The 17622-nt window shown below is 48.4% G+C and carries 16 protein-coding genes and 1 pseudogene; 15 read left to right on the top strand and 2 right to left on the bottom strand.

Annotation, left to right across the window (positions count from 1 at the left end):
* The first annotated feature begins 25 nt into the window (after positions 1 to 25).
* From HCR03_RS16410 to HCR03_RS16365, 10 genes are all read left to right on the top strand, one after another.
* On the top strand, positions 26 to 787 hold the full coding sequence (locus HCR03_RS16410) for a DUF3849 domain-containing protein (protein ID WP_187035430.1): 762 nt from the start codon (positions 26 to 28) through the stop codon (positions 785 to 787).
* A gap of 2 nt (positions 788 to 789) precedes the next feature.
* Positions 790 to 1128, top strand: coding sequence for a plasmid mobilization protein (locus tag HCR03_RS16405; protein WP_187035428.1), 339 nt, complete (start codon positions 790 to 792; stop codon positions 1126 to 1128).
* Positions 1129 to 1257: 129 nt separating this feature from the next.
* A complete protein-coding gene (locus HCR03_RS16400; RefSeq protein ID WP_187035426.1) occupies positions 1258 to 1548 on the top strand; it encodes a CD1845 family protein in 291 nt (96 codons plus the stop codon).
* A 53-nt stretch (positions 1549 to 1601) separates the two neighbouring features.
* A complete protein-coding gene (locus HCR03_RS16395; RefSeq protein WP_187035424.1) occupies positions 1602 to 1811 on the top strand; it encodes a hypothetical protein in 210 nt (69 codons plus the stop codon).
* Between the two features lie 62 nt (positions 1812 to 1873).
* Positions 1874 to 3280 (top strand): relaxase/mobilization nuclease domain-containing protein, encoded by a 1407-nt coding sequence (locus HCR03_RS16390; protein ID WP_187035422.1) that lies wholly within the window; start codon positions 1874 to 1876, stop codon positions 3278 to 3280.
* Positions 3281 to 3698: 418 nt separating this feature from the next.
* Positions 3699 to 4949 carry a tyrosine-type recombinase/integrase gene (locus tag HCR03_RS16385; protein ID WP_187035420.1) on the top strand — a complete coding sequence of 417 codons (1251 nt, stop codon included), beginning with the start codon at positions 3699 to 3701 and terminating at the stop codon, positions 4947 to 4949.
* Entirely contained in the window at positions 4946 to 5908 is a 963-nt protein-coding gene (locus tag HCR03_RS16380) for a tyrosine-type recombinase/integrase (RefSeq protein ID WP_187035418.1), read from the top strand. The genes HCR03_RS16385 and HCR03_RS16380 overlap by 4 nt, the downstream gene beginning before the upstream one ends.
* On the top strand, positions 5896 to 6939 hold the full coding sequence (locus tag HCR03_RS16375; RefSeq protein WP_187035416.1) for a tyrosine-type recombinase/integrase: 1044 nt from the start codon (positions 5896 to 5898) through the stop codon (positions 6937 to 6939). Before HCR03_RS16380 ends, HCR03_RS16375 begins: the two co-directional genes overlap by 13 nt.
* A 487-nt stretch (positions 6940 to 7426) precedes the next feature.
* Positions 7427 to 7885 (top strand): helix-turn-helix domain-containing protein, encoded by a 459-nt coding sequence (locus tag HCR03_RS16370; RefSeq protein WP_187035415.1) that lies wholly within the window; start codon positions 7427 to 7429, stop codon positions 7883 to 7885.
* Between the two features lie 49 nt (positions 7886 to 7934).
* A complete protein-coding gene (locus HCR03_RS16365; protein ID WP_013485797.1) occupies positions 7935 to 8798 on the top strand; it encodes an EamA family transporter in 864 nt (287 codons plus the stop codon).
* A 138-nt stretch (positions 8799 to 8936) separates the two neighbouring features.
* Here the strand turns inward: HCR03_RS16365 and HCR03_RS16360 are convergent, their stop codons facing one another.
* Both HCR03_RS16360 and HCR03_RS16355 read right to left on the bottom strand, forming a co-directional pair.
* Positions 8937 to 9722 carry an undecaprenyl-diphosphate phosphatase gene (locus HCR03_RS16360; RefSeq protein WP_187035413.1) on the bottom strand — a complete coding sequence of 262 codons (786 nt, stop codon included), beginning with the start codon at positions 9720 to 9722 and terminating at the stop codon, positions 8937 to 8939.
* Between the two features lie 13 nt (positions 9723 to 9735).
* Positions 9736 to 12060, bottom strand: a complete 2325-nt coding sequence (locus tag HCR03_RS16355) for an HAD-IC family P-type ATPase (protein WP_187035412.1) — start codon at positions 12058 to 12060, stop codon at positions 9736 to 9738.
* 255 nt (positions 12061 to 12315) lie between these two features.
* On the opposite strand from HCR03_RS16355, the gene HCR03_RS16350 reads away from it, so the two are divergent.
* From HCR03_RS16350 to HCR03_RS16330, 5 genes and pseudogenes are all read left to right on the top strand, one after another.
* Positions 12316 to 13788, top strand: a complete 1473-nt coding sequence (locus HCR03_RS16350) for a sensor histidine kinase (RefSeq protein ID WP_187035409.1) — start codon at positions 12316 to 12318, stop codon at positions 13786 to 13788.
* A 1-nt stretch (position 13789) separates the two neighbouring features.
* A complete protein-coding gene (locus HCR03_RS16345) occupies positions 13790 to 14479 on the top strand; it encodes a response regulator transcription factor (protein ID WP_013485801.1) in 690 nt (229 codons plus the stop codon).
* A gap of 166 nt (positions 14480 to 14645) precedes the next feature.
* A pseudogene (locus HCR03_RS20660) lies at positions 14646 to 15228 on the top strand (phosphatase PAP2 family protein).
* Between the two features lie 495 nt (positions 15229 to 15723).
* On the top strand, positions 15724 to 16149 hold the full coding sequence (locus HCR03_RS16335; RefSeq protein ID WP_187035407.1) for an RNA polymerase sigma factor: 426 nt from the start codon (positions 15724 to 15726) through the stop codon (positions 16147 to 16149).
* Between the two features lie 533 nt (positions 16150 to 16682).
* The gene (locus tag HCR03_RS16330) at positions 16683 to 17588 is read left to right on the top strand and encodes a DUF4368 domain-containing protein (RefSeq protein ID WP_267459191.1); all 906 of its coding nucleotides are present in this window, start codon (positions 16683 to 16685) and stop codon (positions 17586 to 17588) included.
* Positions 17589 to 17622: the final 34 nt, after the last annotated feature.

Raw genomic sequence — 17622 nt, 5'->3', positions numbered from 1 at the left:
TGATTTTGAAATCAGGAGGTTTCATATGAATACGATACCCGTCTACAAATATCCGGCGACCTATGCCCGTGAGCATGATGAACTGGAACAATACCGCGCGTCCCACAAGGCAAACGTGGCCTGCAAGGACGCAATCGAAACGGCTATCCGGGACAATTACCGCGATAACCGTCTCGGAAAAGAGGGCGTAAAACAGGTTGTCGATCAGTTCGGTTATGAGCGAATGTTCTATGTGCTGGCGAATACGGTGCAGAGAAAGGATTTCGACGGACGCATTTCCCGTGACAACAAGGATTGGGCAAAAACCATTCCCGTCTTTGAAGATAAGGATTATTTCGGGGATGACCGGCGCTCATCGTTTGAAGTGGATTCGTGTAACCCCGGCCTCACGGATATTTTCATCAATCAGGCGCGGCGGGACTATCTGCTGACCCAGCCTCTGACCAAAGAGGACATTCAGTCGGAGGCCGCGCGGCTGCTCCGGCGTCTGCAATCCGAGCGTGAACCGAACAGTCCCGGCGGGACGCATTTCATGGCACAGATTTCGCCGGATTTTCTGATCCGCGCTTCCACTAAAGATCAGGATCGCCTGTTTGCCATGCTGCCGTTCAAATCTCTGTCCTTTTCCGCGCTCAAGGACCGGAATGGGATTTTTGCGTTCATCCAAAAGGATGAAAACCGCGATCAGCCGCTTCGCCAGCGCAAGCCCTCCGTGCGGAAAAAGCTGGAGAACGTCAAGGCGGCAGATACACCGTCCTCCGTTAAACGGGATGCGCCGGAGCGTTGACGATGGCAAACAGAGAACGGGAGATTCAGCTCAAGTTCCGCGTTACCCCACAGGAGCGTGAAATGATCGAACAGAAGATGGAACAGCTCGGTACAAAGAATATGGCGGCGTATCTCCGCAAAATCGCTATCGACGGGTATGTGGTGAAGCTCGAACTGCCGGAGCTGAAAGAGATGGTTTCCCTCCTGCGCCGGTCCAGCAACAACCTGAACCAGCTTTCCAAGCGGGTGCATGAAACAGGGCGCGTTTACGGCGCGGATTTGGAGGATATTATCCAGAATCAGGAACGGCTGTGGCAGGCGGCTAACAATATTCTCGCTGTGCTTGCGAAATTAAAATAGGGGGCGTATGCCCCGAAAAATGGGGCGGTTTACGACGTGTAAGCCGTACCGCTGTTTTTTTGCCGCATCCTTGCAAAAAACAGCATAGGCGTTATAGTTGTATTAGAAATTGTAAAGGGGGCCGATTTTATGAGGCTGATACTGAAAATACTCGTCGCTCCGGTTATCGTGGTTCTGACCGTTTTCGTCTGGATCTGCTCCGGTCTGCTGTACTGCTCAGCGTGGGTGTTCGGTCTTGCCGGAACGGTCCTCGGCATCTTCGGTGTGCTGGCGCTGATTACCCATCAGGTTACAAACGGGATCATCCTGCTGGTGATGGCGTTCCTCGTCAGTCCGTTCGGAATCCCGATGGCGGCGGCGTGGCTGATCGGCAAGATACAGGACTTGCGGTACGCGATTCAGGATCGGGTTTACGGCTGAAATCCGTTCCGGGATATGATACAATATTCATATATCCGAGAGGATGATGTTACATGGGAAAGAGCAATAAGGTCTGCGTCCGGTGCGGGCGAAAAATGAAGCAGCAATTTATAGGCTTGCAGCATTGCAGATGCGGCATGAGCTGGAAAAAAGACATCGGCTATTTTGAGCGCACACCCGACATGGTTTTTGCTTTGGAGCGCAAAACCATCGAGAAAAAGGTTAAGCAGGTTCCGGTCATAAAATATAAAAGCGAAAGCTGAGAAAATTTCTAAAACGGTCTGCCGTGAGCAGGCCGTTTTTCTTACGGAAGGAGGGGCGGCTCATGGCAACAACCAGGCTGATGCCGCTGCATGCCGGCAAGGGCCGGGACGTCGGCACGGCGATCAGCGACATTATCGATTACGCGGAAAATCCGGAGAAAACGGATTACGGCAGGCTTATCACCGGCTATGAATGCGACAGCCGGACAGCCGATGCCGAGTTCCTTTTTTCCAAGCGGCAGTATACCACGCTCACCGGCAGGACGCGCGGTTCGGACGACGTGATCGCCTATCATCTCCGGCAGTCCTTCGTCCCCGGCGAGATTACACCGGAGGAAGCGAACCGGATCGGCTGCGAGCTTGCCAAACGCTTTACGAACGGAAACCATGCTTTCATCGTCTGCACCCACATCGACAAACATCACATTCATAATCATATCATCTGGAATTCCACGTCCCTCGACTGCACCCGGAAATTCCGAAACTTTTGGGGCAGCACAAGAGCCGTGCGTCAGCTGAATGATACGCTGTGCATCGAGAACGGTTTGTCCATCGTGGAGAATCCGCAACGGCACGGCAAGAGCTATAACAAGTGGCTGGGCGATCAGGCAAAGCCCTCAAACCGGGAGCTTTTGCATATGGCAATAGACGCGGCTCTCACCCAAAAGCCCGCCGATTTTGACACGCTCCTGAAGCTCTTGCGGGACGCCGGATATGAAGTCAAGACGGGAAAAGTCCCCGCTCTGCGCGGGAAAAATCAGAAGCGGTTTATCCGGCTGGATACGCTGGGCAGCGGCTACAGTGAAGCGGAGCTTCGGGCCGTCCTCTCCGGCGAAAAAACGTACAAACCGCGCAAGAAAATTATCCGGCCCATGCCGGAAAAACAAGTCAATCTGCTGGTGGATATTCAGGCCAAGCTCCGCGCCGGAAAGGGCGTTGGTTACGAACGCTGGGCCAAGGTGTTCAATCTCAAGCAGATGGCGCAGACAGTGAATTATCTGACTGAGCACAATCTGCTGGAGTACGATGCGCTGGCCGCTAAAACGGCTTTGGCAATCGCCCGGTACAATGAGCTTTCCACACAAATCAAAGCGGCTGAAAAACGGATGGCCGAAATCGCCGTTTTGAAAACACAGATCATCAATTACGCCAAGACCCGTGACACCTATGTTGCCTACCGCAAGGCGGGCTATTCTAAAAAATTTCTTGCGGAGCATGAGGGTGACATTCTTTTACACAAGGCGGCGAAGAAATCATTCGACGAGCTGGGCGTGAAAAAACTTTCCACTGTCAAGAGCTTACAGGCCGAATATGCGGCGATTCTGGCAGAGAAAAAAGCGGTTTACGCTGATTATCGCAATGCCCGCGATGAGATGAAAGAGCTTTTGACCGTGAAAGCAAACGTCGATCATCTGCTTGGCCCCAACAGGCGCGAAGCGGAGAAAGAAAAAGAACATGGGCAGCGTTGAGCTGTCCATGCTCCCGGAAGCGTCCACAGGACGCGCAGCCGCACAATTTATTGTGCGATCAAAGGGGTTGGGGGCCGGCCACCAACAAACAATTTCCCGGTTTTCGCGCAAGCGAAAAATTGGGAAATGGGCATCGTGGGTACCACGATGCATTGCTTGCCAAGTTTATCCCGAACTCAAGATAAAACTGGTTATCCCGCAAATATAGTTATCCCGAAAGTGGCTGAAAAGCGCACACCAGTGAGCATTTTTGGACAAATCTTTCGGGATAACTTTTTTCCATATATCGTCTTCATCGGAGGGAAAACCTACTAAAGCAGATATGACCTTTCGGGATAATATTATCCTGTACAGAATTGCCGTGTACAATTGAAGGTGGCAGGTTTACATACCTGACTACTTTTTAAGGGGAAACGGCATGAAACATAATACAATGTATGTGGATGAAATGATTCCGCAAGTACTTGACATCCTTGAGACATACGGTTATTCCAAACGAACCTTATGGATGAATATGTACGGCGAATTTTCCCGCATCAAATCATTTTACCAGAGGCAAGGAACTCTTATATATGACCCAGAAATTACTGAGGAGTGTGTAAGGGAAGCAACTGAACAGTATCGCGGGGGGAGGATTCAACGGAGCTTTTACAATACCGTTCGAAAAGCAGCGTCCAGACTTAACGAGTACTACCACACTGGAACCTTGGAGTGGTCATGTAACAAGCGCAATACGAAATATACGCTGTGCGATGAATTCAACAGGCTGCTGGATGCGTTTTTGCATTCACGTGATTTTCACAAGAACACCAAATGGGACTTCGCGTGGGTTGTCCGCAGATATTTGCATTTCTTTGAACAAATGGGATTTCGTCGGATGGCAGATGTGACGATGAAGCATGTCCGCCAATTCATCGTTGCGGCAGCACCGGAGATGACTGACGGCAGCCTGCATAATTTGCTCTGCTATATCCGTCAATTTCACATTTTCCTTCAGGAAAACGGCGAAACTGTGCCTGACTGTATAGAGCTTCTGTCGTACCCGATTCCACGTAAAGCTCGCATCAAAGGATATATTACCGATGACGAGCTTGTGCGGATTATGGCGCAAATCAATACAAAAACGGCTATGGGAAAGCGTGACGCTGCCATCATAAGTCTGGGTGCTACGACAGGGCTGAGAGCGGTGGACATCGTTCATTTGAGGCTCGAAGATATTGACTGGCGAAAAGGTGAGATCAGGATTTCTCAAAGTAAAACAAGCGAATCGCTGTCTCTGCCGCTTGTTCATGAAACCGGTGAACTCATAAAGGATTACATCTTAAATGCCCGTCCTGCTGCTGCATACGGAGAGATATTCCTACGCGCAAGAGCGCCGATTTGCCCGTTGGCAGACGGCGTTCCCGTTGGGGACATGTTTGACCAATACGCGAAAAAAGCCGGGATAGAGCACAAGCCGTATGACGGCAAAACCTTTCATGGTTTGCGGCGGCATCTGGCTAAGAATCTGATTGTCTCCGGTGTCCCGGTAACTACAATTGCTCAGATTCTTGGGCATCAAAGCATGGAATCCGTAAAACAATACCTGTTGTTGGACGGCCAGAATCTAAAGGAGTGCGCGCTCGATTTCAGCGCCATCCCCTTGGCTCGCGAGGGGGTGGTCATGTGAGCAATACTTTTTCTGGTTGCTTTGCCGACAGACTTGAGGATATGCTTGAGTTCAAAGCGGCTCTTGGATATTCACGCAATACATATTTGGGACAGGCTATGAGCTTTGACAAATATTGCTCGCAGCATTTCCCATCCGAAACTATTCTTACAAAGGACTTGGCAATGCAATGGGTAAATGCCCGCAATGCCTCCGGCTTCCACGGGAGAGCCTGTTTCATACGCGGTTTTGCCGGATACCTTACCTCCATCGGAGAAGAAGCATATGTGCTTCCAAACAAATATGCCGGAGGAAAGGCATCGTTTTTGCCATATATATTTACAGACAAGGAGCTTGCCGAAGTATTCTATGAAATTGACTGCACGAAAACCCGGGACTCGTTCCAGTCATATCTTCTGTCCGTGATCTTTCGCTTAATCTATACTTGCGGGCTGCGCCCCAATGAAGGACGCGAGCTGCGCAGAAGCTCCATCAATCTGCAAACCGGAGAGATACTGATTACGGAAACGAAGAAAAACAAAGACCGCATCGTGGTCATGTCCGACGATATGCGTCGGCTGGCAACCGACTATGCGAAACTCCGGAACGCCGCGTTTCCAGACAGCGAATATTTTTTCCCGAACAAAACCGGACGACCGTATTCTGCGTCATGGCTTCAAGGCAAGTTCAAAGATTTTTTTGCTGCCGCTAACAACGACGTTGACCCGGATACGCTGCCGCCCGTGAGAGTTTATGATCTTCGTCATCGTTTCGCTTCCGCCGCGCTGCACCGCTGGCTGGATGAGGGTAAGGATCTCTACTCTCGTCTACCGTATCTCCGTGCCTATATGGGACACAAGGAGCTCGCCGCCACAGCCTACTATATTCATCTGCTGCCTGAAAACCTTGTAAAATCCGCAGGAATTGACTGGGACGCACTTGGCAGGATGATACCGGAGGTGGAATTGTGGGACGAGTAAAGGATGAAACGCTGTTCAGGTTGGTGCATGATTATCTGAAAATGTATCTTCCCCAGCAGAGACGCGCCAGTCCCCACACGATAAAGGCGTACAGAACAGCGATGGAACAGCTTTTCGATTATATTACAAAGAAAAACGGTATCCCGATAGCGTCGCTTACTTTTGAAATGCTGGATGCCGAAGCGGTGTCTTCGTTCCTTGATTGGCTGACAGCAGAAAAGAAATGCTGTGCCAATACAAGAAACCATAGATTGGCATGTATCCGAGCCTTCTTTGCCTATGCTTCTGCCTGTGCGCCGGAGAATGTCACTTATTCGGCGGCGCTCACAAAGGTTCCGATTCAAAAGCAGGACAAGTATGCGGGCGTGGACTATATGGATGAGGCTGCGGTTGAGGCTTTGCTGAAACAGCCGGACACACAAACACGAAAGGGCCTTCGAGACCAGTTCTTTATGATCTTAATGTACGATACTGCCGCCAGAATTCAGGAGATGCTTGATCTGCGCATCTGCGATATCCGCCCCGGCGCTACTCCCACGGCGACATTGCTCGGTAAGGGTTCCAAGGTTCGCACTGTGCCTTTGATGCCGGAAACTATGCAGCATTTTAATAATTATATATCTGTATTTCACCCGGGAGAAAGTATCTATTCTCAAGAAACGCTTTTCTTTGTGGAACGCAGAGGTCAAAGGCTGCCGATGTCCGACGATACGGTCAGGTACTTTCTCAGGCAATACGCTGTAAAAGCGAAAAGCGCCTGTCCATCCATACCGGATGATGTCCATCCGCATTTGTTCAGGCACAGCAGGGCAATGCATTTATACCGGCGCGGAATGGATTTGACGCTTATCTCCCAGTGGCTTGGCCACGCCAGTCTTGAGACCTCTTTGATTTACGCGCACGCCGATACGGAACAGAAACGACAGGCGATTGAAAAATCCATGGGAGGAAAGGTTACCGGCGGCGTTGAAGTCCCAAAGTACATCGTAGATGACGAGACGCTCCTGAAGCGCCTTTACGGTCTGCGTTGAAAAAAGTTATCCCGCAATTTTGCAAGCATCTTTCCAAACGGACAGGCAGAAAACGCAGTCTAATGGAAAAAAGTTATCCCGAAAGATTTGTCCGAAAATGCTCACTGGTGTGCGCTTTTCAGCCACTTTCGGGATAACTATATTTGCGGGATAACCGCTTTTGTTTCGTACCTATTTTGAGGGGTAATAAGTTACCTTTTCTCATAATGGTAAGTACTGAAAACCGCTACGTTTTTTTAAGTTTTTGCCTTGTTGCCCAATATGACCGTCATGGTCGCGCTTATAATTTTCAAGCCCTGCTGATCGCATAAAGACAATATCCGCGCGATTTCATCGGACTTGTTTTCGATCTCAGGAAAAAACCGTATCGGCTGACATTCCCAATGACAAAAAGCCGCTAAATACAGTTAAATGGCATTTAACTACTGCTATAATTGACTTTGTTCTTTATGATGACTATAATAAAAGCATGAAACGAGGTGCTTCTATGGATGAGCATATTTTAAATCTTGAACAGGCCGTTGAATTCATTGGCGTTAGTGAAAAGACTTTGATCAAGCTGCTCCGGGAAGAGCATATCCCCGCCCGTAAAATCGGGCGTGAATGGCGGTTCAGCCGGGATGCCTTGATCGGGTGGCTGGCTTCCGGAGATTCTATGGACTACGTAAACAGTGAGGAACGGTATATCGTCTCGGAAGATACTTCCGGCGTATCCCACGAGTTGTTTGGAAAAATCATGGAGTCCCTGTCAACCATAAAAAAGAATGGCAGTAATATCGCTTCCGTATTACAAGGTCTGGAGAAAGACATCACCATTCCCGAAGAATCCACGCTTCGTGTCAGCTATAAGCAGCAAAGGGATGTTGAGAAGCTGGAATTTAAAATTTTCTGGGAAATGCGTGAAGAATCAAAACTGGAACCAAACCAAAAGACAAAAACTCCTTGATCATCTTCTCAACCTTATGCCTGCAAAAAACATAGATGGAGGGATATGAATGTGGCTTCTGTTTGCCTTGGGTTCTGCGCTGTTTGCTGGACTGACCAGTATCTTGGCGAAAATCGGAATTAAAAACACCGATTCAAACCTTGCGACGGCGCTCCGCACCATTATTGTGCTTTTGTTTTCTTGGCTAGTGGTTTTCGTTGTGGGTTCGCAACGTACCATCGACCTGATTTCCACACGCAGCCTTGTGTTTCTGATTCTTTCTGGAGCTGCTACCGGCGCTTCCTGGCTTTGCTATTTCAAAGCGTTGCAGCTCGGCGATGTCAATAAAGTGGCCCCGATTGATAAAAGTAGTACGATTCTAACGATCCTGCTTGCTTTTCTGTTTTTAAGAGAAACTCCCACCTTGTGGATGGGAATCGGGGTTGTGCTACTTGCTGCCGGAACCTATCTTATGATACAGCGTCAGGAAACCAAAACCCCGAATGACAAAGGGAATAAATCGTGGCTTTTTTATGCCGTACTATCCGCCGTTTTTGCTGCCCTGACCTCCATTCTCGGCAAGGTGGGAATTCAAGGAATCGAGTCCAATTTAGGAACAGCTATCCGCACGATCGTGGTATTACTCATGGCTTGGATCATCGTTTTGTTTCAGAAAAAGCTGCCCCTTGTAAAAACGATTGATAAAAAGAGTTGGATATTCATCGCACTTTCCGGCCTTGCGACCGGCCTTTCCTGGCTCTGCTATTACCGCGCACTCCAGGAAGGCAGGGCCAGTCTGGTAGTGCCCATCGATAAACTGAGCATTGTGGTAACAATTGTGTTTTCCCGCATCGTTCTAAAAGAAAGGCTTTCTAAAAAAGGCATGGTTGGCTTGCTTCTTGTGGTAACCGGAACAATGGCCTTGTTGTTTTAACAAGAATCTGATTGCATGGAAAGCAACAGTTTATTTATGAACCGCCTTCTGCTTTCTATTGTTCGTTTCATATGGGACAAAAGTTATACATATCAAGCAGTTCCGAGTTAACTCCCTGCAACTGCCAGTAAAATTTTTCTAAGCTCGAATGAAGTACAATGCTATGATAATCGCACCGAAAACGAAACGATAAATTGTAAAAACAAAAAAGCTCTTGGTTTTCAAATAATTCAAAAGAAACTTAATGCTCAATAGCCCGACAACCGCGGCAGTTACAACGGCGATAACAAAAGGCAGTACATCAATATTGACATGTGCCAAATCCTTCGCGTGAAAAAGTGCATCGCCAAGAATGATCGGTGTCGAAAGTAGAAAAGTAAACTTTGCAATACTTTCGCGGTCAAGCCCGGTCGCACGCCCAACTGACATCGTAATACCAGACCGGGAAACGCCCGGAATAATCGCAAGTACCTGTGCAACGCCAATAAAAATACTACGCTTTAGACCAATCCCATCTAAACTAATGTTATTTCGACTGACCTTATCGCATACATACAAAACAATACCCATAATGATGAGAAGAATCCCGATTAAAAGCGGATTCGACAGCATTCCCATATATTTGTCCAAAGTAACACCGGCCAATGCTCCGGGGACGGTTGCTATGACAAGAAACCAAAACAACTTTCCGTCCTTTGTTTTTGGTTTGGTTATCCCGGCGCTAACAAGCCCGATCCAGTCCTGAAAGAAAAAAGTGATAACAGCAATTGCCGTACCAAAATGCAGGGCAACATCGAATACATTACCTGGATTTTTCCATCCAAAAATCCATGGCATAAGCGTTAAGTGTGCAGTGCTTGAAACAGGTAAAAACTCTGTGATTCCCTGAACAATGCCATATAGAATGGCTTGGATTATATTCATACTTTCAACTCCTTTACCGCTTCTTAACAGAATCCTGCGTCCTGCGTTTTTCTATGCTTCGTTTGATTTGGAAAAGCAGCACGAGGAGAAACACCAGCACCACAAACGCTACAAGCAGGTAAGACCCCATGGCCGCTGTCAGAGCAGAAACTTCAAATAGCCGTGGGAGCACCCACAGCGCACCGAAAGCACCCAACACCATTGTCACACAGATAAATACACGCAGCTTTGTAAATGGGATGCAGCTTTTGATAACCGACAGCATCGACACGAGAATCAAAAGCAGGTACATGACCGTCTGCCTTTGCTGTGTGTCAAACGGCACGGAAAGGCTGATAAAAATGATTCCCGCTGTAATCGTCAGTGCAAATGGCGCCGCATTCTCCAACGCTGTCCTTAAGAAGGAGCCCCGGATTCTCCTGGTATCCGATTCAAAGATCGTCAGGAAAGACGGATACGCTTCAATAAAGGCATCGACCAGCGTAATCTGAATGGGAATAAACGGGAAAGGCATGTTCAGCAGCAGGCAGAAGCAGGAAAGCAACAAGGAATAGATCGTCTTAATAAAGAACACGCCCGCTGTCCGGGTCACATTATGGATTACCTTTCTGCCTTCCAGCACCACCTGTGGCAGATTGGCAAAATCCGAATCCAGCAGCACAATCTGCGAAATTTGGCGGCTGGCGTCGCTGCCTTCGGCTATGGCAATGGAACAATCTGCCTCTCTAAGCGCCAACAGGTCATTCACACCGTCGCCGGTCATGGCTACCTGATGCCCACCGCGTTTCATGGCCTGCACAAGCAGTTGCTTTTGTTTTGGTGTCACCCGTGCAAACACGGTGTATTTCTGGCAGAGGCTGTCGTAATCCGCATCCTCCCCAAAGGCAGACAGATCAACTGCGTTTTCCCACGACTTCAGTCCCGCTTTCCGCGCAATCATCGATACCGTTTTGACATGATCGCCGGAAATGATTTTTACATTCACGCCCTCTTTCCGGAAATACTCCAGCGTTTTCGCGGCGTTCTTCCGGATGTGATCTGCCAGAATCACAGCGCACAACGGTTCGATCCCGTCCGGCAGTTCCTTGTCGTTCTGCCAGACCCCGTTGTAAAAGCAGATTGCGACGGCACGGTAGCCTTGCGCAATCTGCTGTTCCACAGACTCCGGCAGGTTTTTGATTAACTTCTCCGCCGCGCCGACCAGCACCGTGCCGGATTCGAAGCTGACCGATCCCCACTTGCGAAGCGAGGAAAAGGGAATCTTGTATACCGGATGATATACAGGGTTCTTCCCAAAATGGTCCTGAAGCGCTTGAAAAGTCGCATTATTATCATCGCTCGCGGCAAGATAGGATTGAATCAGGGATGACAACTTTTGATTTGGACGGTCCGTTAGCGAAAGCACTTCCCTGACCTTCATCCTGCCGTCGGTGATGGTCCCGGTTTTATCCAGACACAAAACATCCACATGCGCGAGTGTTTCCAAAGAATAAATATTCTGCACCAAAATTTTCATTTTTGCCAGACGAATGACCCCGGTCGCAAGCGATACGGCAATCAAAAGCACCAGCCCTTTGGGCAGCATTCCTAAAAGTGCCGCTGAGGAAGATATGACAGCGCCCGCTGGCAATACATGACGAAGTATTACAGCCTCCAAAAACAATAAAATTCCAAGCGGCACAATGAGAAAGCTTGTAAACCGGGTTACCCGCTTCATGGAGCCGAGTAATTCGGACGAAATTTGTTTTGCCTTTTTGGCTTCCTCCGTGAGCTTGACCGCATAGTTTTCATTGCCAACATGCGTTACCTTTGCATAACATTTTCCCGAAACAACAAAGCTTCCGGAGTAAAGTTCGCTACCCGTTGTCTTTAAGACGGCGTCACTTTCACCGGTCAGCAGCGACTCATTGACCTCTGCCATACCATCGAGCACAATCCCGTCATTACAAATTTGGTGTCCACTTTCCAGAACCATCACATCATCTTTAACAATGTCCTCCATCTCAACGACAAACGATCTATCATCTCTCAGCACTTTTGCCTTTGGCCTGTTTAAGACAGACAGTTCATCCACAAGCTTTTTCGCTTTTAGTTCTTGCGCAATCCCAATTACAATGTTGATCACGATGATGACAATAAAAGCCATGTTGGAATAAGCGCCGACCGCGAACAGCAGCGCCGCGATGACAAAATTGAGAAAATTGAACAGCGTGAAAATGTTTTCTTTCAGTATTTGCCCCTTGGTCTTTGTAATGGAACCCGGCTTATCTCCCGATTCTCCGCGTGCCTTCCGCTCCATTACTTCCTGTGTAGATAAACCTTTTATTGGTGCCTCCATGCTTTGCCTCCGTTAACGACTAAACTTATTTTCTAATGATTCAACCATAGCATTACGACATAAACTCCAGTCAAATAGAAGTTAAACTCAGCTTAAACTGCATAAAAAAGCGGCCTTGCCAATGAGACAAAACCGTTTTTATATGGTATTAGTAAGAACGGAAGCAAGCCTTTCTGATTGTTTATGTACAGTTTAAGATGAACCGAAAAATGTATGATATACTTTAAAATATACATCGACAAGGTGGTGTCCGGTATGAAAATAAAAGACATGCTTACAAAAAAAATGACCGTAAAAAAACGGCTTGTTATTTCCAATATTCTGATGATTCTCGTGCCGGTGGTCATCACCGCGTTCATCGGGCTTGTGTGCATAAGCATCATATGGCTCTCCGTCCAGTACGGCACGGGCCTTGGCTTTAAAGACAGCGAGGACTTTTACAAGGCCAGTCGGGGAATTTCCATGCTTGTTGAGAAATCACTGGAGGAAGGAACTCACGCAAACCTTGCGGGGAATCTATCAGGGATCAGCGGGATACTGGACAAAAGTGCCATGGCTCTATCTGTGGATTCCTCCGGCAAAAATCTTTATCAATACGGGCATGCTACCGACGCCGACGAAGCTTTGCTGAAGGCCGTAGATACATTGGGCGGTCAGGGCTTCGTTTCCAATGGAAACCGGGAACTGTATGTCCAACAAGCCGAAATTAAGGGTGTTGTCTATCGTATTTCTATTTTTTCCAGCCCTTCTCAACTGTCCTTCAGCAGTCTGAAGGTTGCGCTCGTTTTGTCGGCCATCGTTTTGATGTTTGCCATCATTTTTTCCATTCTGCTCACGAACCGTTTCCTGACCAGGTTTGTATTCCAGAAAATCGAACAACCGCTGGAGATCCTTTCGGACGGAGTACAACAGATCAGTGAGGGAAATTTGGAGCACCGCATCAACTATACCGGTGAGGATGAATTTTCACCCGTCTGCACCGACTTTAATAAAATGGCGGCCCGTCTCAAAGCTTCTGAAGAACGGACACAGCAGCATGAGCAAAGCCGTAAAGAGCTGTTGGTCGGCATCTCCCATGATCTGTGCAGTCCGCTGACCTCGATTCGCGCGTATGTGGAAGGGCTTTTGGACGGCGTTGCCAAAACTCCCGAAGCCCAAAAAGGATACCTGGAAATTGTCAAAAGCAAAGCGGAAGACATAGATCGTATGCTGGCGAAAATCTTCCTGTTCTCCAAAATGGAGTTAGGCGAGTACCCGGACCATCCGGAACTGCTGCGGCTTGACGACGAAGTACGGCAACTTATACGGGCATTGGGTACGGAATACGAGGAAAGAGGTCTGCTTCTAACAACCGATGATCTTGTTCCGGCGACCGTTTCAGCCGACCCGGATCAGCTCCGGTGCGTACTGACCAACATTATGGAAAACAGCGTAAAGTATAAAACAAAGGACATGGGAACCTTGACCATCTCCCTCCGGGAGGAAAACGGAGAGTACCGCCTGTCCCTTTGTGACGACGGTCCCGGCGTTCCTGAGGAAGCGCTGCACCATCTGTTCGAAGTGTTTTACCGCAGTGATCCATCCCGGCAGAATTCTCAGCGCGGAAGTGGCCTTGGACTTGCCATTGCCGCTAATGCAATACAACGGATGAACGGAACGATTGAGGCAAAAGTCGGCGAAAACGGCGGTTTGAAAATTGTGATTTGCCTGCCGAAAGCGGAGGAATAACATGCAGAAAATACTGATAATAGAAGACGATACCGCCATCGCTGCCATTGAGCGGGATTACCTTTTGGTTGAACAGTTCGAGGTGGTGATTTCGCAGGACGGCAGGAGTGGTATGGAAAAAGCGTTACAAGGTAGCTTTGATCTGATCCTACTGGACCTGATGCTTCCCGGTATCGACGGTTTTACCGTCTGCCGCAGGCTGCGGGAATCGCTGGATATTCCCATCCTGATGGTTACGGCCCGGCGGGAGGATATTGATAAAATACGCGGTCTGGGCCTTGGTGCGGACGATTACATTGAGAAGCCCTTCTCACCAAGCGTATTGGTAGCGCGAGTCAAGGCGAATCTGGCGCAGTACGCCAGACTCAGGAAAACGGATAGAACTGCTCCAATACAAATCGCCATAGGCAGTATCCGCATAAACACCGATACCCACAGAGTCTATGTAAACGACACGGAAATTGAGCTGAAAAACAAGGAATATGAGCTTTTGCTGTTTATGGCGCAAAACGCCGATGTGGTGTTAAACCGAGAAACGCTTTACGAGCGTATCTGGGGCATGGACGCCATGGGAGACAACGCCACGGTCGCCGTCCACATCAACCGGCTGCGGGACAAAATTGAGGAAGATCCGGGCAATCCCCGGTATATCCAAACGGTTCGGGGAGCGGGTTATCGTTTTAAGGCGTAGATGATATTTTTGGCCCTATATTTTTTCCGATTGCTTCTGCCGCTTTGTGCCGGAAAGCAAGTGGATCTTTTATTTATAAAGACTCATGATACAGAAAACAAGCAGGGCAGAAGATTTTCTAAAAGTAGTTTATCCTCAGTTTATCTCCAAGAAAACGGTAGTTTAAATGCGGCTGATACAATCGACGCATAAGCTGGTTAAGAATGTGGCCTTCTTGTTATCAGTTGATTTTACGATCTTGAATTTCATCTATAACCACTGCCGAGCACCGTGGCTCGATGTGTTTATGCCCTTGGTCACGAAGCTGGGCAATTTCGGAGCCATTTGGATCGTTTTAGCGCTCTGTCTGCTCGTTAGTCGAAAATATCGAAAAACGGGAATCGCCCTATGCTGCGCACTGGTTCTGACAGTTATCATCTGCAATGGGATATTAAAGCCGTTTGTTGCCCGTATCCGGCCCTGTGATGTAAATAAGACAGTAAAGATGCTGATACCGCGTCCCACGGATTTTTCTTTTCCATCCGGGCATACAGCAATGGCCTTTGCGTCGGTATCCACATTGTTCTTCTGCCGCCGAAAACTGTGGACCCTCATTGGTGCTGGCGGCACTCATCGCCTTTTCACGGCTCTACCTCTATGTACATTATCCATCTGATATATTGGCCGGGATGCTGCTTGGCTGTGTTTTCGGATTTTCAGCATACAAACTGGCTAAACATATTGAATATATCATATATCAACGCCGCTGATTTTTGGGATTTTGTGGCTATTGTTTTCGGCAGGCTTTAACACGATGAATTCAAAAAGAATGCAATACCTGCCCAACAAAAAATGTGAGTTTTGGGGGCTGTTGCGATACCTGAATGATTAATATTGTACCCCTCTAAGCTCACCGTTTGGAGGGGGTACTCTATGCGTATTCGATATAACGTGAACTTCAAGCGACCGCTGCCATGTAGCGGTCGAGCGTGATGAAGCGGATTTTTATCTGGTACATACCTCTCTAATTGGTAGACTTCTCCCCAAAAGTCCGTACTATCTAACAGATAATTACGGGCAACAACAGAAACTGACAAAGTACAAAAACAGGATATATAGAATCCCTATTTGCACTAAGGTCCATTTGGTTTACATCCAAATGGACCTTTTTTGTCGTATAAAAGGAAATTTAGTCGGTTGCCGCTCACCGCCTGCCTCTGTTTCGATTTGCCGTACCCCAAAAAATCGAAACGGAGGAAAGACAAATGACAAAGATCAATCTGCGGGACTACTATCCCGATTTCTATACCACTGACTGCATCATCGAAGTGCCTGACGAAGTTGCGGTGCTCATGGATTCCTATGAACGGGCCGAAGCTGCCTACTACCTGCGGAGATACCGCCATAAGGCGTATTACTCTCTGGATCGCGGAGACAGCATTGAGCGCGACATCCTGTTTGTGTCCCTGTCCCCCTGCGAAATCTATGAGCGCAAAGTGACCATAGAGCAGCTTCACGCTGCCATTGCCGCATTGCCGGACAAGCAGGCCAAACGCATCTATGCTCATTACTTTTTGGGTATGAGCAAGAGTGTCATTGCCAGAGCCGAAGGTGTCAGCAAGACTGTGGTTGGTGAAGCTATCGACCGAGGACTAAAAAATATGGAAAAGTTTTTAAAAAAGTCTCTCTAAGCTCACTTACTTCTGCCCTAAAAATGAAAAGGTTTATGAGGGATATGTTTTTATTCTTCGCTGAACCTTGAAAATCGAATAAAGGACAAGCCGGATACATACCGCAAGCAGCGGCATACAGGGAGCCGGACGGCGGGTGCGCCACGATCTTTCCTTACGCGGGAGAGGGTGACTGATTTCAGCGTGACGGAAAGGGAGCGAAAAACACCAGCGCCGCAGGCAGAGCAGCGTCTTTCAGGCGCAAGGCAGCTCTGCGGCAATTATCTGTATGTAATGAAACTTCCGTTCAGTCACAGTCCGAGCGTGATAAAACCGTCGCAGGCAATGAGAACGGCCCGCCATCATCATGGGGGGAGGTGCGATTCCTATGGTAACAGGTACGCCGCCTGTTCGTCCGGAATGTCTGTAAATATAAAAAGCAAATCGAAACAAGGAACAGCCGCGCCGTAATTGTTTCGCGTTGCCCGTGAGGGCAGTGCCAATATGCAATAAATGGCAAGTGCAAATATGCAAAACTGTGGATGTATGCCACCGTGAAAAACGTCCTGAACAACGAAGCCTATCTCGGAAACCTGATTCAAAATCAAACCGGTTCCCTCTCTTATAAGGACAAAACCACGATACGAAAGCCGGAAACGGATTGGATCTGCCATGAGAATGCCTTTGACGCCATTATTTCACCGGAAGTATGGGACGCGGTTCAGGAAATCAACCGGCTGGCAAAGTTTCGTTCCATAAATAACGCCGCACCGCAGCCACACCTGTTTACCGGCAAGTTGATATGCGCCGACTGCAAGGGGCAGCTTTTGGCAAACAGAGAGACGCAGCATAGAAAAAACGGCGATGTCAGGAAATATGTTTCTTACTTTTGCGGGAGATATGCCAATTCCGGCCGAAGCGCGTGTTCGCGTCACGGTATTTCCGAAATCAAGCTGAAAAAACTCGTCATGGCTGAGATTAAGGCGCGCGCCGAAGCGCTGGAATTTGACGAAACCGCCGTGCTGGACATGCTGAAAAAAAAGATGTCAGCCGACGACACCCAACGTCAGGAAGATACCCGGCAGGAGGTCGGCAGGCTGCACCGCCGTATTCAGGAGCTTGAGCACATGACTGCGAAGCTCTACGAGGATAAGGTCAGTGGCACGATCAGCGAGGCCAGTTTCACGGTGCTGATACAAAAAAATGAACAGGAGCGGCTTCAAAAGGCGGAACGCCTCGACACGCTTCTTTCCAAAATCAGAAAATCTGAACAGAATGCCGCCAACATTCAGAATTGGGCGGCGGTTATCCGAAAGCATCTGCACTTACAGGAGCTTGACCGTGAGACAGTGGACGAACTGATAGACCATATTGAAGTCGGTGAGCACACAGACGTCAACGGCCAACGCAGCCAGAATATCAGAGTGTTTTACCGCTTCATAGGGTCAATAGAAACTTAATATTGAAGAGAAGTCATTATTATTTGCAGGAGCG

Origin of the sequence: Caproicibacter fermentans, from assembly GCF_014303955.1 — a bacterium.
Lineage (GTDB): Bacteria > Bacillota > Clostridia > Oscillospirales > Acutalibacteraceae > Caproicibacter > Caproicibacter fermentans.
Note: the sequence above shows the minus strand (reverse complement) of the source record. Positions and strands in the feature narration are given on the sequence as shown.